The 14,149-nt window shown below is 49.0% G+C and carries 17 protein-coding genes; 15 read left to right on the forward strand and 2 right to left on the reverse strand.

Annotated features, from left to right (window positions below; translation table 11 throughout):
- The first annotated feature begins 46 nt into the window (after positions 1-46).
- The 4 genes from ABNS49_RS07685 (at position 47) to ABNS49_RS07700 (ending at position 5,558) form a co-directional block, all read left to right on the forward strand.
- Entirely contained in the window at positions 47-712 is a 666-nt protein-coding gene (locus ABNS49_RS07685) for a hypothetical protein (RefSeq protein WP_135979555.1), read from the forward strand.
- An 83-nt stretch (positions 713-795) separates the two neighbouring features.
- Positions 796-2,529 (forward strand): ABC transporter ATP-binding protein, encoded by a 1,734-nt coding sequence (locus ABNS49_RS07690; protein WP_289642005.1) that lies wholly within the window; start codon positions 796-798, stop codon positions 2,527-2,529.
- Positions 2,522-4,327, forward strand: a complete 1,806-nt coding sequence (locus tag ABNS49_RS07695) for an ABC transporter ATP-binding protein (RefSeq protein ID WP_135979554.1) — start codon at positions 2,522-2,524, stop codon at positions 4,325-4,327. The genes ABNS49_RS07690 and ABNS49_RS07695 overlap by 8 nt, the downstream gene beginning before the upstream one ends.
- Positions 4,328-4,514: 187 nt before the next feature.
- On the forward strand, positions 4,515-5,558 hold the full coding sequence (locus ABNS49_RS07700) for a hypothetical protein (RefSeq protein WP_135979553.1): 1,044 nt from the start codon (positions 4,515-4,517) through the stop codon (positions 5,556-5,558).
- A gap of 193 nt (positions 5,559-5,751) precedes the next feature.
- Here the strand turns inward: ABNS49_RS07700 and ABNS49_RS07705 are convergent, their stop codons facing one another.
- Complete coding sequence (locus ABNS49_RS07705) at positions 5,752-6,816, reverse strand: sugar kinase (RefSeq protein ID WP_135979552.1); 1,065 nt, start codon at positions 6,814-6,816, stop codon at positions 5,752-5,754.
- A 140-nt stretch (positions 6,817-6,956) separates the two neighbouring features.
- Here ABNS49_RS07705 and ABNS49_RS07710 point away from each other — a divergent pair, with 140 nt between their 5' ends.
- The 8 genes from ABNS49_RS07710 (at position 6,957) to ABNS49_RS07745 (ending at position 11,137) form a co-directional block, all read left to right on the forward strand.
- A complete protein-coding gene (locus ABNS49_RS07710; RefSeq protein WP_135979551.1) occupies positions 6,957-7,319 on the forward strand; it encodes a hypothetical protein in 363 nt (120 codons plus the stop codon).
- Between the two features lie 128 nt (positions 7,320-7,447).
- The gene (locus tag ABNS49_RS07715) at positions 7,448-7,873 is read left to right on the forward strand and encodes a hypothetical protein (RefSeq protein ID WP_135979550.1); all 426 of its coding nucleotides are present in this window, start codon (positions 7,448-7,450) and stop codon (positions 7,871-7,873) included.
- On the forward strand, positions 7,866-8,210 hold the full coding sequence (locus ABNS49_RS07720; RefSeq protein WP_135979549.1) for a hypothetical protein: 345 nt from the start codon (positions 7,866-7,868) through the stop codon (positions 8,208-8,210). Before ABNS49_RS07715 ends, ABNS49_RS07720 begins: the two co-directional genes overlap by 8 nt.
- A 26-nt stretch (positions 8,211-8,236) precedes the next feature.
- Positions 8,237-8,659 carry a hypothetical protein gene (locus ABNS49_RS07725; RefSeq protein WP_135979548.1) on the forward strand — a complete coding sequence of 141 codons (423 nt, stop codon included), beginning with the start codon at positions 8,237-8,239 and terminating at the stop codon, positions 8,657-8,659.
- On the forward strand, positions 8,656-9,714 hold the full coding sequence (locus ABNS49_RS07730; RefSeq protein WP_135979547.1) for a hypothetical protein: 1,059 nt from the start codon (positions 8,656-8,658) through the stop codon (positions 9,712-9,714). The genes ABNS49_RS07725 and ABNS49_RS07730 overlap by 4 nt, the downstream gene beginning before the upstream one ends.
- Before the next feature lie 110 nt (positions 9,715-9,824).
- A complete protein-coding gene (locus tag ABNS49_RS07735; RefSeq protein WP_288342227.1) occupies positions 9,825-10,418 on the forward strand; it encodes a hypothetical protein in 594 nt (197 codons plus the stop codon).
- Positions 10,419-10,451: 33 nt separating this feature from the next.
- Positions 10,452-10,763 (forward strand): hypothetical protein, encoded by a 312-nt coding sequence (locus tag ABNS49_RS07740; protein ID WP_288342229.1) that lies wholly within the window; start codon positions 10,452-10,454, stop codon positions 10,761-10,763.
- Positions 10,760-11,137, forward strand: a complete 378-nt coding sequence (locus ABNS49_RS07745) for a hypothetical protein (RefSeq protein ID WP_288342231.1) — start codon at positions 10,760-10,762, stop codon at positions 11,135-11,137. The genes ABNS49_RS07740 and ABNS49_RS07745 overlap by 4 nt, the downstream gene beginning before the upstream one ends.
- A gap of 27 nt (positions 11,138-11,164) precedes the next feature.
- Here the strand turns inward: ABNS49_RS07745 and ABNS49_RS07750 are convergent, their stop codons facing one another.
- On the reverse strand, positions 11,165-12,535 hold the full coding sequence (locus ABNS49_RS07750; protein ID WP_348688155.1) for a helix-turn-helix transcriptional regulator: 1,371 nt from the start codon (positions 12,533-12,535) through the stop codon (positions 11,165-11,167).
- A gap of 22 nt (positions 12,536-12,557) precedes the next feature.
- Between ABNS49_RS07750 and ABNS49_RS07755 the strand changes: the two genes are divergently transcribed.
- From ABNS49_RS07755 to ABNS49_RS07765, 3 genes are all read left to right on the forward strand, one after another.
- Positions 12,558-12,701 (forward strand): hypothetical protein, encoded by a 144-nt coding sequence (locus tag ABNS49_RS07755; protein ID WP_288342234.1) that lies wholly within the window; start codon positions 12,558-12,560, stop codon positions 12,699-12,701.
- A gap of 32 nt (positions 12,702-12,733) precedes the next feature.
- On the forward strand, positions 12,734-13,156 hold the full coding sequence (locus tag ABNS49_RS07760) for a thioredoxin family protein (RefSeq protein ID WP_288342236.1): 423 nt from the start codon (positions 12,734-12,736) through the stop codon (positions 13,154-13,156).
- 70 nt (positions 13,157-13,226) lie between these two features.
- Positions 13,227-13,919, forward strand: a complete 693-nt coding sequence (locus ABNS49_RS07765) for a hypothetical protein (RefSeq protein ID WP_288342238.1) — start codon at positions 13,227-13,229, stop codon at positions 13,917-13,919.
- Positions 13,920-14,149: the final 230 nt, after the last annotated feature.

The raw sequence follows: 14,149 nt of genomic DNA on the forward strand, positions 1-14,149 counted from the left end.
CGCGCCGTCAAAATTTTAAAATACTGAAAGTAGGAGGATCAGTCAAATGAAAAAAGAAAAAAATCTACGTATATTTTTGTATGTAGTGACGATCTTGTCATTGATCTATACTTGTTTCACGGTATTCCAGGCGTATGGAACGTTCGCTTCGTACTACCAGGGCATGCCGTATGGTTTCATGGATATTTTCGCGTACGTGATCAGCTCGAGCTACGCGCCGATCTGCTTCACGCTCATCTTCTATGTGATGATCGCCGCGCTGGACATCTGGTGCGCCCGCGTGGAAGGAGCGGCCGCCACGGGCGCACCAATTCATTTTGACGAAATGAAGCACGACGCAGTCAAAGACGCGAAAGCCGTTCGCGACGACGCCAAAAAAGAGGCGCGCGAACAATTCAAAGACGAGAAGGATTTGACGAAAGCGGAAAAGGACGTCGCGAAAGCGGCAGTCGACACCGACAAGGATCTGGTCGACTCGTTTGTGAAAGCGCAGAAAAAATCGGCGCGTGAGCAAGATCTCGACCGGGAGGAGCGACGCGAAGTCGACGCGGTCATGCGCGATCAAAAAGAAGCGGCCCGTCAAAACAAGCGCGAGCAGGATCACGCGATCGACGAGGCGGCCCGCCAGACGATCAAGGACGCCAAAGCCAACGAAAAGGCCGTCGACAAGGCGGCGGACGAGGCGGTCAAAGACGTGAAGAAATCGCTTTAAACTATGGTTTACAACGATCAAGAAGGCATCCGCCTTCTTTTTTGCGTATAATGGAAAAGAAATAGAAAGAGAGGATGAATCGAATGAATGCCATCCGACTGCTTGCCAGGGAATCGAAGGCGATTCACAAATATTTCGCGCTGGCTGTTTTTTTCGTCGGAATCGAAACGCTTTTCGAAGTGCTGATTCCATTGCTGATGGCCGACATCATCGACCAGGGCGTCGTGAACAAGGACATGGGCGTTTTTGTTTCCCGGGGATTGGGAATGCTGGCGTGCGCCTTGCTGTCGCTGGCGACCGGCTTGCTGTACGCGCGCTTTGCGGCCAAGTCGAGCACGAAGCTGGGCCAGCTGCTGCGCGACAAGCAGTTCGCGCGCATCCAGCGTTTTTCGTTCACGAATCTGGATCGCTTTGAAACAAGCGGCATCGTGACGAGGATGACGAGCGATGTCACTGTCGTGCAAAACGCCATCACGAGCGGATTGCGGCCGCTGGCCCGCGGCCCGATCATGCTCGTGCTCGGGCTGGTCATGTCGTTTTTAATCAACGCCGAGCTGGCCTTCGTGTTTTTTTTCGTCTGCCCGGTGCTCGCGCTCATCATGGTGTGGATCGTTTCCAAAGTCGCGCCCCAGTATCCGCGCATGCAAAGCGCCCTGGACACGATCAACCAGGTCGTGCAGGAAAACCTGATCGCCATTCGGGCCGTCAAGGCGTTTGTTCGCGGCGACTACGAGCTTGAACGCTTCGACCAGGTCAACGACGAGGTCGCGTCCATCACCAGGCAAACGTTCCACTACGCCTTGTTCAACACCCCGGCGTTCCAGCTTTGCATGTACACGACGATTGTCGTCCTGATGGTTACGGGAAGCCGCCTGATTTTGGAGGGCCGGCTCGAAGTCGGCCAGCTGACGGGCATTTTGTCGTACGTTTTGCAAATTCTCAACTCGTTTGTGATGCTGTCGAACGTGTTTTTGCTCATGACGCGCTCCATGGCTTCCGTGCGGCGCATCGAGGAGGTGCTGCTCGAACCGCTGGCTGCCCAAAGCGAAAATCCCGTGACAACGATGCCGGACTCTACCATCGTCTTCGACCATGTCGACTTCAAATACGCGGCGGCCGGCAGGAAAAACGTGCTCGAAAACATCGACTTGACGATCGAGCCGGGCACGACGCTGGGGGTGCTGGGCGGAACGGGAAGCGGCAAAAGCTCGTTTGTTTCCCTCATCCCTCGGTTGTATGACGTGTCGGCGGGCGCGCTGACGATTGGCGGCGTGGATGTGAAAAACTACGATTTGGCGTTTTTACGCGACCAGGTCGGCGTCGTCCTTCAAAACAACGTCTTGTTTTCGGGGACGATTTTGGAAAATTTGCGCTGGGGCGACGAAAACGCCTCGATGGAAGACATCGAGCGGGTGTGCCGCATCGCGTGCGTGGACGAGTTTTTGGACCGGCTGCCTGAGGGGCTCGACACGCGTCTGGACCAGGGCGGAACGAACGTGTCGGGCGGCCAGAAACAGCGGCTGTGTATCGCGCGGGCCTTGCTGAAAAAGCCGCGGATCTTGATTTTCGACGATTCGACAAGCGCGGTCGACACCCATACGGACGCCAAAATTCGAAAAGGGCTCGCCTCGATGGAGGGACTGACGCAAATCATCATCGCCCAGCGCGTGCAAAGCGTGGAGCATTGCGATCAAATCATCGTGCTGGACGATGGACAAATTGTCGCCAGAGGGCGTCACGACGAGCTGCTGTCCGGCAGCGCGGTGTATCGGGAAATTTATGAAACGCAAAAAAAAGGAGGCAGAAACCATGGCTAAGTACGGTCGTCCGCGGGATTTAAAGAAGACGCTCAAAACGCTGTTGTCGTATATGGGACGTCACGCGAAGCTGTTTCTTGTGGTCGGGATCCTCGTTTCGCTGGCGGGGCTGGCCAACTTGTTTGGCGTGTTCATGATCCGGCCGGTCGTCAACGCGCTGCCTTCAGGCGACTGGGACAAGGCGGTGCAAGGCATCGTGGCGATGGCGGTCATCTTTTTGATTGGCGTCTTGTCGTCGCTTGGCTATACGCAAATCATGGCGGTGGCCGCGCAGCAAGTCGTCAAAGAGATCCGGCACGACTTGTTCGCCAAGCTGCAAAAGCTGCCGGTCAAAGTGTTCGACACGACCGCGCATGGCGACTTGATGTCGCGCTTTACCAACGACGTGGACACGATTAGCGACGCGCTGAACAACTCGTTTGCGATGATGGTGCAGGCGTTCATTCAGGCGGCGGGCACGCTTGTGCTGCTGTTTGTGCTCAACTGGCGGCTGACGCTGATCGTTTTCGTGTTTTACGGCTTGATGATGGTGTATATCCAAATGGCGGGTACCAAAAGCAAGGCATATTTCGCGTTGCAGCAGCAAGGCCTGGGCGCGCTCAACGGCTTTGTGGAGGAAATGGTGTCGGGACAAAAGGTCGTGAAGGTGTTCAACCACGAGCAGACGAACTGGAAGGCGTTTGAGGAAAAGAGCGCCCGCCTTCAGCACGTGTCGCAAAAGGCGCAGGCGTTCGCCCAAACCATGGTGCCGATGGTCGTGTCGCTGTCGTATGTCAACTACGCGATCGTCACGCTGGTGGGCGGCTGGATGGTGCTGACCGGGCTTTCGGATCTTGGCTCGCTGGCGTCGTATTTGGTGTTCGTGCGCCAGGCCGCGATGCCAATCAACCAGTTTACCCAGCAGTCCAACCTTGTGCTTGTAGGCGTTTCGGGAGCGGAGCGGATTTTCGAGTTCATGGAGCAAAAAGAGGAAGTCGACGATGGCAAGGTGAAGCTGGGCGACGAGGAGGGCAAACCGGTTTGGCTCCATCCTAGAGCCGATGGCCGCATGGAAGTCGTTCCGGTGCGGGGCGATGTCGTTTTCGACCAGGTCGACTTTGGTTACACGCCGCGCCATCCGATTTTGAAGAACTTGTCGTTGTATGCCAAGCCGGGCCAGAAGGTGGCGTTTGTCGGCGCGACTGGCGCGGGCAAGACGACGATCACGAACTTGATCAACCGGTTTTACGAGTTGCAGGGCGGGGCGATCACGTTTGACGGCATCGACATCCGGCTCATTCAAAAGGACGATTTGCGTAAAAGCCTGGGCATCGTTTTGCAGGATACGCACTTGTTTACGGGCACGATTGCCGACAACATCCGGTTTGGCAAGCTGGACGCGACCAACGAGGAAGTGGAGCGGGCGGCGAAGCTGGCCAACGCCCACTCGTTTATCGAGCGGCTTCCGGATGGCTACGACACGATGATCACCAACGACGGGGCGTCGCTTTCGCAAGGGCAGCGGCAGCTGCTCGCCATCGCGCGCACGGCGATTGCCGATCCGCCCGTGCTCATTTTAGACGAGGCGACGTCTTCGATCGACACGCGGACGGAAAAGCTCATTGAAAAGGGCATGGACGCCTTGATGGAGGGGCGGACTGTGTTCGTCATCGCGCACCGGCTGTCGACGATTCGCAACGCGGATGTCATTATCGTGCTCGATCACGGTCAAATCGTGGAGCGGGGCAGTCACGACGAGCTGCTGGAAAAGCAGGGCATGTACTATCAGTTGTACGAAGGGATGTTCGAGTTGTCGTGAAAGAAACAAACAGAGTGGAAGGAATCGAATCCTTCCGCTTTTTTGTGAAACAGAAAAATCATTTTTTGTTTGCGTTTTAGGGGGAAATTGTTATAATCGGGATGAAATATTTCAACCCCGTCTTTCGACGGGTCATCCCAAAACGATCTTTCCATGGAAATCCTAAATAGAAAGGAATTTCTTATTCATGTCCAACAAAGACATCACCCAAAAGGCGCTTCTTCGCGTCCCCGATGTGTTCGCCTCTCTTGTGAACCTGCTTTTGTTTCACAACGCGCCCATCATTTCTTCGAATCAGATCCGCTATCTTGACATCCCCAGCCATTTTGTATTCGACGACTCCCTTCATGACTTGTACCGCGACGTTTGCGCCATGATTCTCGACAAACAAGGAAACCCGCTTTTTATCGTCTGCTTTGAAAACCAGATTTGGCGCGACTGGACGATGCCTATACGCGCCTTAGGCTATGGCGACACCCTCTACTTTTGGCAGCGAAGCCAGATCCTTCACAAATCGAAAGCTCCATTCGAGATCCCTCTTTCCCGTTTTATTCCGTGTGTCATATTTGTTCTGCATTATGGCGACGATGCCTGGAACGCCAAATCCCTGGATGATTTGACCCGGCTTGAGAAGACGCCCTTCTTGAAACCCTTCGTTTCCGGTTATACAATGAATTTAGAAAACATCGCGTGGTGGAGCGAGGAGAAAATCGCGTCGATTCGAAGTGATTTTCGGATCATCGCGGACTATTGCGCGCAAATCCGGCGCAGCCGGAAGAAGGATCCGGACCATCCGATGTACGAACCTCCAAAACAATGGAAAATCGAGCATGTGGAGGAGACGCTGATGACGCTGGCGGCTTTTTCCAATGACAGGAAGCTGACCGAGGCGCTGTATGTGTATTTGGAACAATTTGATTTATACGAGCGAAAGAAAGGAGGGATCACGATGCGGAGTGTGATCGACTATATTGAAGAAGAAGCTTATTTGAAATTTGAAAAAAAAGACAAGGAGTACAACCGGCAGCTGAAAGAAAAAGACCGTCAGTTAGAGGAAAAGGACCAACGGTTGGAAGAAAAAGACCGTCAAATTGACCAAATGATTTCCAGATCTGTCGTCTCGGCTCAACGCCTTATGGCCAAACAAGGGCTCACCGCCGAACAAGCGTGCGACCTGCTTGGATACGACGAGGAATTTCGCGCGATTGTGCTTCCATACCTTGTTAGCTGATTAAGCAAGACAGGAGAGCGTAGGACGGATAATATTGAAATCCGCGCGAAGATCCATGATCATTTCATCGCCTGTCTTATGAATGAAGTAAGGAGTGGAAGAAAATTCGATTCTTCCACTTTTTGTGCGGGAAAAGGAAAAAAGAAGAAGACGCTTCTGATTTCGCATCTTCTTCTTTCCAATTTCCGTTTTTTTATCGTTTGATGTCGTAGTTCATGTCCATAATGTTGCGGATGAGTTGCTCGTCGTCGATGATGTTGGCATCGCCGTGGATCGTGTGCTTGATCACGCTGCTGGCGACCGCGAAATCGACCATGTCCTGCGCCGGGAAGTTTTTGATCATCGCGTAGATGAGGCCGCTGGCGAACGCGTCCCCGCCGCCGACCCGGTCTAAAATGTGGAACGAGAACTGCTTGCTTTCGTAGGTGCGTCCTTCATACCACATGTACGCTTTCAAGCTGTTTTCACTCACGCTTGGCGCCGTGCGCACGTGGCGGGCGATGCATTTTAAATTTGGATAGCGCTCGACAAAATGGCGGAACACGGCTTCCTGCTGTTCGAAGCCTGGCTGCAAAGGCACGCCGTCCTTCCAGTCGCCTAAAGACGGGTCGCTTTCGTCTTTCCACAAATGGTAAGGCTCGATGCCAAAGAGCACGTCGACGTACGGCAGGCATCGGGTGCAGAAGTCGCGCGCCTGCTCCCATGTCCAGAGCGTGGAGCGAAAGTTGCCGTCGAAGCTGACTGTCAGGCCTTTCTCTTTCGCGGTTTTCAGACAATCGAGCACGAACCGGGCGCAGCTTGGCGACAGCGCGGGCGTGATGCCGCTCAAGTGCAGCCAGTCAAAGCTTTCCAGCAAGGAATCGAGATCGACGGTGGAAAAGTCGAATTCGGAAATCGCGCTATGCTTGCGGTCGTACGTCACCTTGCTTGGACGGATGCCGTATCCGGTTTCCAAATAATACGTTCCCAAACGGTGCGAGGGCGTTTGTTCCGGTGTCGAGAGCAGGACGGGCGTGCAGTGCACGTCGTTGCTGCGCAGCATGCGGATAGCCGCCTTGCCCAGGCTGTTGTCGGGGACGACGGAAAAGAACGTGCTGTCGACGCCTAAATTGGACAGGGCGAGAGCGATGTTCGCCTCGCTGCCGCCATAGTTGGCTTCGAAGACGTTGCTGACGACGATCTTGCCATAGTTGGGCGGGGTGAGCCGGAGCAGGATTTCGCCCATCGTGATAAATTTTGCGTCTTTTTTTGAGTTCATGAATACCTCCTGCAATTTATTATAGAACACCAGTATCGGAAAAAGATGGAAAAATCGTGGATTTTATGGTCAATAAAAGAAAAGTGTTTTCGAATCCGGATCTATTGCTGTAAAATAATTATTGAAAGGAAAAGGGTTGAATGATGAAAAAGAAAACAGGATGGCTCATTAGTTTGGCAATGATTGTTTTTTTGACCGCGTACGTCGCGGACGGGAAAAAAAGAAACGAAAACCCGGTGCCGGATTTACCTGGGACGTTTCAGCAGGCGGACTTTCCGAAAGATTTTCTTACGTTTTACGCCCAGGAGGACGCGTACGAGTACATTTCCCAGTCCGAGTACACGACGACAGGCGGGCGTTACACGTTAAAGGGAACGACGATTGTTTTCGAGGACGGCCCGCTGGCCCGGCAGGAGGCGACGATCGAAAGGGACGTGCTCACGCTGGGGAACGTCGTTTTTCACAAGGTTTCCCAGTTGCCGACGCAAATCGGGTATGAATGAGACGGATGGAAAGAATGGTTCTTTTTTTGGCTTATTTTTCTTATAATATTATAAATAAAGTAAAAATGATTGCTGGATACTGATATCGTTTTGTAAAATAGGAAGCAGAAGAAGAGGAGGCTCTTGTCATGAAGAAAATGTTTCAAATCGGATGGCTGGCGTCCATCGTGTTGTATATCGGCTGCGTGCTGCTCATGCAAAATACCTTGTTTCAGCTGTTTTCGCTGCAAGGGGAAGTGAGTCAGGAAATGATGGCGCAGATCCAGACGAATCAAACGATTTTGGCGACGGGAAAATGGCTTCTGCTAGTCCTTTCACTCATCGGGTTTGGCTGCTGCGGCATGCTGTCGCTGCAAAAGCGGACGTATTTGCTTTGGGGATTGCTGACTGTCGCTGGCGAAATCGTCTTTTCCGTCGCGTACGCCAAGTGGATGACGGGCGCGTCGCTGACGTTTGTGGAAGCGTACCAGTTCCAGCCATGGTTCTGGATCGTGCTTTTGGGCGCGGGAATTTTGTTTTATGGAGTTGGAAAGCGAGGAAAAATCCATGAATAACTCAATCGTTTTAGGCGTTGTCATCTTCGGGCTGTTTGTCGCCTGCGGCGCGTACTTTCTCATACAGTACCGCAAAAACAAAAACAGCGATCTACGTTCAAGAAACACGTGGTACGTGTTTTTCCCGGACAAGAACAATGCGCCGGATCTGACGCAGTCGAAATCGTTGAACAAGTTTGGCAAGTGGATGAAAAACGGCACCCAGCTGTATTCGGTTGGCGGAACGGACACGCTGACAAAAGAAGAGCTGGAGAAAGCCGTTCAAAAGGAATGTAACGGCGTCCCGTTCGAGATTTCGAATACGGCGGAATTGTACACGTCTTCGGTCGTTCTTTGAGGAATTTAAAAAGAGGAGAGGGAAAAATGGAGCGATGGAAGAAGGGAATCCCGGTTTTGCTCGCGGTTTGCGGCTGGGCGCTGGTGCTCATCGTTATCGGTCGGGCCGCATTTGGAAAGCAAACGGGAATCATGGAATTGACATTCGCGCAGTGGAAGACAAAAGATCTTTCGGATTCGTTTCTTTTGATTTCAAAAGACGACTGCCCGCATTGCGGCAGCTTCTATAAAGGACTGGACGAGGTGCTTGAGAAAGACCGGAGTTTGCTCGTTTTCTATCTCGATATGAGCGCGTTGACAAAAGCCGAGAAGGAGGAAATCGCCGCGACGTATGTGATCGAGCGGGTCCCGACGCTGCTTTATATTTCGAAAGACGATGAGTCGGTTCGGCTGAACTGGGACCGGAGTCCCGAGTCCATCCGGCGGTTTGTAAAAAGGTATCAGACATGAGAAAACGACGAAGGAGAACCGGCTTCGGACTCGCTCTCCTTCTTGTCTTCCTGCTTGCGGACTGTGGAGGAACAAAACGGTTTGATATTGTGGATGGGGCGGATTTTTACATCCTTGGCTACGATGGCGTGACCGGGTATCGAATGGATAACGGACAACCGGTGCCCGTCGCGCAAACGGAAATGAAACTTGTGAAAAAAAGCGTCAATCCACTCGTGCACCGGGCAGAGTTCCATGAGCGGTATGTCGTGTTTTTCGACGAGGCGGGCCGGGTGGTTTCGGTCGATTTCCACGAAGGAAAAGTTCGTTTTCAAAAAACGAAGCATGGCGCGTGGACGACGGCCGGTTCGTCGAACGACAACTATTTCGCGTATACGAATGGCGTGGCGGTGTTTACGCCCGAGCTGAAGGAAACGGACTATGTGAAGTTGGAACCTTCTGTCCTTGTGAACGATTTTCAAGTGGCGGACAATCCGTTTTTCATGACTGGTTCGGATTTGCAGGAAAGCGTGGACGAGTTTGGAAACCGGGTGTTTCAAAACCGCCTGCTGCAAGGAAGCGTGCAGGATGGAAAGCTGACGATAGAAAACCGGGGCGCGCTCGAAAACGGAGCGTACTGGTTTGGTGATACGCTTGGTCAGGGCGATGTGTTTTATTGCGTTTGTCTGGGCTGGACGGATCCGGCGACGCGGCAAAAAGTGATGGAAGGTTCGATGTTTCGATACGATATCGGTCAGGGAACGGGCGAATTTTTTCCGATCAGGGAAAGCGGACCCTTGGATTTGTACGACGTAGGGGAAAACCGGCTGGCGATCACTCACATGTTTCGGTTTGGCTTCACGTTGTTTGATCAAACGACGGGAACGAGCTCGTTTGTCGAGCTGGAAGAGCAGGAGGAGCGGATCATGGATATTCATCGTCTGGACGCCGATCGTCTGCTGATTTTATCAGAAACAAGGTTGCTTGCCTACAATTTGAACACGGGCGCGATTGATTTTGCGATGCCGTGCGATTCGAAGACGGGAACGGCGTTCCATGTGTGGGTGGCGAAGTAGAAAGAGAAGGGAAGATGGACATAAAAAGAGTTTTGATCGCGCTGCTCGCGCTGGGGTTGGCAGGATGTGGAAGTCAGTAGCCGGCCGATATTGCGGAACTGGATGAGTGTATGCAAAAAAGCGCAGATGCCGACGCGCTTGTGGTGACGGTGGAAGATGGACAATCGAATCCGCTTTCCACGTTGTTAAACTGGAAGGAAGGCGAAACGCAATACGGAGCGTGGACGTATGTGAAGAAGGGGGATCAGGAAGTCAAGGCGGAAAACACGTTTGTCGAACTGGTTGAATATCGGCCAGCCGAACAAAAGTCGATTTTTGCCCGGAAGATTGGCGACACGCTGGCGGTGGAAGGCGTCAATGAAACCGATCATCGAGGCCCTCTTTCAAATAAAGTGATTTTAGAAGGAATCCTCGCACCAGCTGTAATCGAAGACGAGGATTCAATCGCATTTGCAGAAGGATATGAATTAAGCAAAACAAGTTCGGATACGTATGAAATCCAATCGGAAGGATGGAAATATACGATTCAAATGGACGACGAGGGGAAGATCGAAGAAATCACCGTGTCGGATCGGGAAGGGGTCGTAAAGAGCGCGAAATTCGCGTATTCGCTTTCGGGACCGGAAGAAAAAGAGAAAAACCCGATCCAGGCGATCTTAAACAAGGAAGATCTTTCGGAAGGCGCTCTTGTGGATGATTTTTAAATTGGAGAAGAAGGAAAGAGAGGTTAACGCGACATGACAAGTGTTTTATTTTTGGTGGCGGGTGCTTTGATGATCTTGGTTTGTAATTGGGGGAGCATGGAGGTTTCGACGACGCTTCGGGCGCTCTACCCGATGGTGAATATCGTGGTGCTCGTGTTGGCAATCGCGGCGTTGAGAAAATACGACAAGACCCGTTACACGCCTTATGTACTCATTGTTTCTTTGATTGTGTATGATGTGGCGACTTTGTTTTTTTACCAAATCGCATGGTTTACGTATGTGGCGCAAGTCGTGGTGGTCGGGGCGTATTTCCTGTATGGAAAATGGAAAAGGAGAGCGGTATGAGCGAAAACATGAAAATTTATGACGATTCTTTTGAACTCGAAGGTGTGACGTATCCTTTGAACGCGATTAAAAAGGTGACGATTTTGAACGAGGACGCGAAATACAAAGGCAAGACGAAGCCGTTCACCCATCAGGTGTTGAGCGGGGTGACGATGTTGATGCCTATCGCGGGCAACCCGGCCTTGTACGTTGGATTGCGCATTGTTTTAAATGACGATTCGATGCAGCATGTGTATGTGTCCCAAAAGCCGGTTCAAATCAATTCGGAAGCGTACTTTGCGGACCGGAAGGAAGCCGAAAAACTGATGGAACAACTGACGAAGGACGCGCCGTCTTCGGTTTTGCGAGTGGAGAAAAACGATCCGATTTTGTAGAAAAAGCTGGAATCAAAACCAGCTTTTTTAATGGAAATTAAAGTCGAATTTCAAATAGGAAACGAGCTTGTCCTGCGCGTCCAGAGCGCCGGAAAAATCATTTTTCGATTTATAGTAGTCGGTCAACAAAGAGTAAAAGGGAATTTCCAGTTCAACCGCCCGAAAGTCGGGAAGCAGGGCAGTGATTTCATAAGATAAAGAAGCGATGTCCGGTTCCTGATTCAACACAGCCAGCACGAGCTTCATAAACAGTCCAATCAGAACAGCGCGTTTTTCCTCAAAATTCTTTTCCAGAAACTCAGTCGCGTACTGCCTTGCCAGATCAAACTGGCGCAGCCGATAGTTGGAGAAGACGAGGACGATGTAAACGTCGGGGAAGGTGCTTCCTAAAGAGAGCGCCTGCATCGCGTACGCAAGGGCTTGTTCATCCTTTTCCTGCATGAATAAACACCATGATAGATTGGTATAAAGCGATGTTTTGATTCGATTGCCCATGACTTGATCCTTATTGGTGGACAAATTCTCGTAAATAGACATTGCTTTTGAGTAAATTCTCAATTTCTTGTATAGAACGCCTTCTGTCAGTTGCATCTCCAAAATCCGTCGATACGCGCCCGCTTTTTGGAGATGGTTTTTGCAGGATTCAATCAAATCTAAAGCATGAATTGGCTGATTCAAGTCGTCATAGCGATAAATCAAGTGGTATTCAATCAAGCCGGTCAGTCCTGTATGGTTAGCACGTTGGGCATAGGACAAAGCTTTATGAAGAATCTCGATCTGATTCTCAATGATTTCCGGATTTGTAGAGTCTTCGATGATTCCCCACAAGTCATATAAAATCGCCAGAGAATAATCATCTTGAAAATATTGCATTCCTATCAAGTTTTCAATATCCTTCATTGTGCCTTTTTCGTTGAATAAATTGTAAAAAGCCTCCACGATTTTATAGAGAAAATAGGCGGAAGAGTGCTTGTTTTCCTCCTGATTTAAATAGGCTTTGATTTCATCGAGTCTGTCAAAGTAGGAAAGATTGATAAATCCTTGTAAACAGAAATTGATCCATTGTTCCGCTTCGGATAATTTCGAAATATTTTCATTGAAATCATAATCAGGATCAACTTTATTAAAGTAGTTGATACATTGTCGAAATGTTCCATAATCCATATTTTGTTGTCCGGACTCCATTTTTGACAGGGCAGGCGCACTCATGTGAAGCGCTTTCGCTAAATCTTTTTGGGAAATCTCATAATATCTTCTTAAATCATGAATATAAGCGCCATAAAAGCGTTCTTTATCGTATTTTTCTTGTTTATTTTCTTTAAAAAACCTCATTTTAAAATTTTTGAATTTCGAAACTAATTCATTCCCTTTCTTTTGCGTAAATTCTATCATATTCATAACAAAGAAAGGATAAAATGTTATGAAAAAGAAATTTTTAAGGCTAATTGCAGCGGTATTTGTTGGTGGTGTACTCCTCTTGCCCCACTACTGTCCTGAGCACCATAAGGTAGATGATTGCTGGAAGGTAAGTTCACCTTATGGCGATGAAAAAGTAGGTAAATGAGCAAATGGAACTGAAAGATTGGAGGTGAGAAAATGAAAAAGTTTAAAAAGGTAGTTCCGTTCGTCTTCGTGTTGTGTTTGCTGTTGAGTACATATGTCTTTGCGAGACATTCTGAAATTGAACGACAAACAGGTCTAATTGAATTGACCTATCAGGAGTTGAAAGAGGAAGATCTTTCAAATAATTTCCTTGTTTTTTCGAGGGAAGATTGCCCGCATTGTGTTGATTTCTATGAAGGCTTGAATAAGATTTTTGATGAAGATGGAAATCTACTGGTTTTCTATGTCGACACGAACAAACTTACACAAGAAGAGAAAGACGATATTCGTGATCTTTATGAAGTATATTATGTTCCAACATTTCTTTATATAACAAAGGATAATCAACATATAAGGTTTGAAGGGGAGAACGATTATACTTCAATCAAAGAATTTGTAGATGCAAATCAAAAGTAGGCAGTAATAGATGCTTAAAAACATCTATTATTCAGAGGGTAATTAAACATTTTTAAGAAGGAGGATATGTATGTTAAAGAAATGTTTATCTATCATCATGGTGTGTTTCGTATTTTGTGCAACAATGATTCCGACATATGCGGAAGAGAATACTGGATGTACAACTTGTGGCATTGACGAAAACGACGAACAAGTTCAGAAAACTCTAGAGAATCTTCTGGATTATTCTGATAATGAAAAAGACTTAGTTATGAACAGCGTGCAAAATAGTTCATTCTATGCAGAACATGCTAAATTTATTGAAAGTAGTGATCGTATTAATATCTATAAAAACGATACTGCGGATTCATATTTTACTGTTTCATACATTCATAAAAATGATAATGGTCAAGTAGTTGGGACACTGATCTTTGAAGTAAATCGTGAATACGAAGTAGAAGAGGTTTTTGGCACAGAACTTAGTGAAAAGACAGGCAATCTAGTGTTAAATGATTATGTGAAAAATACAGTGCAAACATACGTGACACGGTCTAATGTGGATTGCTATACGATGCGTTGCGCTAGATATGAAGCGAGAGCAACGGAGCATGGATGGGTAGGTTGTGAAATTGCAGTAGGAGCTGCTTGTAGTGTTGTACTTGCTTGGACTTCGGCAATTGTATCCAGTTTGGTATGTTATGCAGGCTCTATCGCTATTTGTTCTCCAGCCCCAGCGGGTATGTATTGTGCGCAACTCACACGGGTAAATGTGTGTCCATATTAAAGCGAAAATGAATATCTTATTTCTGTTATTCGGGGTTCTAACTGTTCCAATCTGCAATATGGATGTGTTTTCAAATACGAATCCAAATAGTTGGAGATACAATGCGTATTTGTTTTTAGGACTATTGATTTTTAGCCTTGCTCAGCGAGTATTGATGAAACAGAATCAATCGAAGCGTAAATTGCTTCAGCCCGTTTATGTTCTGATTGGCTGTTTGATCGTCTATGATT

Source organism: uncultured Dubosiella sp., from assembly GCF_964018005.1.
GTDB classification, from domain to species: Bacteria; Bacillota_I; Bacilli_A; order Erysipelotrichales; family Erysipelotrichaceae; genus Dubosiella; species Dubosiella muris.

What these genes read in the sequence shown, in the direction of transcription:
- ABNS49_RS07685 (WP_135979555.1), top strand. Translation starts at nt 47, where the DNA reads ATGAAAAAAGAAAAAAATCTACGTATATTTTTGTATGTAGTGACGATC.
- ABNS49_RS07690 (WP_289642005.1), top strand. Translation starts at nt 796, where the DNA reads ATGAATGCCATCCGACTGCTTGCCAGGGAATCGAAGGCGATTCACAAA.
- ABNS49_RS07695 (WP_135979554.1), top strand. Translation starts at nt 2,522, where the DNA reads ATGGCTAAGTACGGTCGTCCGCGGGATTTAAAGAAGACGCTCAAAACG.
- ABNS49_RS07700 (WP_135979553.1), top strand. Translation starts at nt 4,515, where the DNA reads ATGTCCAACAAAGACATCACCCAAAAGGCGCTTCTTCGCGTCCCCGAT.
- ABNS49_RS07705 (WP_135979552.1), bottom strand. Translation starts at nt 6,816, where the DNA reads ATGAACTCAAAAAAAGACGCAAAATTTATCACGATGGGCGAAATCCTG.
- ABNS49_RS07710 (WP_135979551.1), top strand. Translation starts at nt 6,957, where the DNA reads ATGATGAAAAAGAAAACAGGATGGCTCATTAGTTTGGCAATGATTGTT.
- ABNS49_RS07715 (WP_135979550.1), top strand. Translation starts at nt 7,448, where the DNA reads ATGAAGAAAATGTTTCAAATCGGATGGCTGGCGTCCATCGTGTTGTAT.
- ABNS49_RS07720 (WP_135979549.1), top strand. Translation starts at nt 7,866, where the DNA reads ATGAATAACTCAATCGTTTTAGGCGTTGTCATCTTCGGGCTGTTTGTC.
- ABNS49_RS07725 (WP_135979548.1), top strand. Translation starts at nt 8,237, where the DNA reads ATGGAGCGATGGAAGAAGGGAATCCCGGTTTTGCTCGCGGTTTGCGGC.
- ABNS49_RS07730 (WP_135979547.1), top strand. Translation starts at nt 8,656, where the DNA reads ATGAGAAAACGACGAAGGAGAACCGGCTTCGGACTCGCTCTCCTTCTT.
- ABNS49_RS07735 (WP_288342227.1), top strand. Translation starts at nt 9,825, where the DNA reads ATGCAAAAAAGCGCAGATGCCGACGCGCTTGTGGTGACGGTGGAAGAT.
- ABNS49_RS07740 (WP_288342229.1), top strand. Translation starts at nt 10,452, where the DNA reads ATGACAAGTGTTTTATTTTTGGTGGCGGGTGCTTTGATGATCTTGGTT.
- ABNS49_RS07745 (WP_288342231.1), top strand. Translation starts at nt 10,760, where the DNA reads ATGAGCGAAAACATGAAAATTTATGACGATTCTTTTGAACTCGAAGGT.
- ABNS49_RS07750 (WP_348688155.1), bottom strand. Translation starts at nt 12,535, where the DNA reads ATGAATATGATAGAATTTACGCAAAAGAAAGGGAATGAATTAGTTTCG.
- ABNS49_RS07755 (WP_288342234.1), top strand. Translation starts at nt 12,558, where the DNA reads ATGAAAAAGAAATTTTTAAGGCTAATTGCAGCGGTATTTGTTGGTGGT.
- ABNS49_RS07760 (WP_288342236.1), top strand. Translation starts at nt 12,734, where the DNA reads ATGAAAAAGTTTAAAAAGGTAGTTCCGTTCGTCTTCGTGTTGTGTTTG.
- ABNS49_RS07765 (WP_288342238.1), top strand. Translation starts at nt 13,227, where the DNA reads ATGTTAAAGAAATGTTTATCTATCATCATGGTGTGTTTCGTATTTTGT.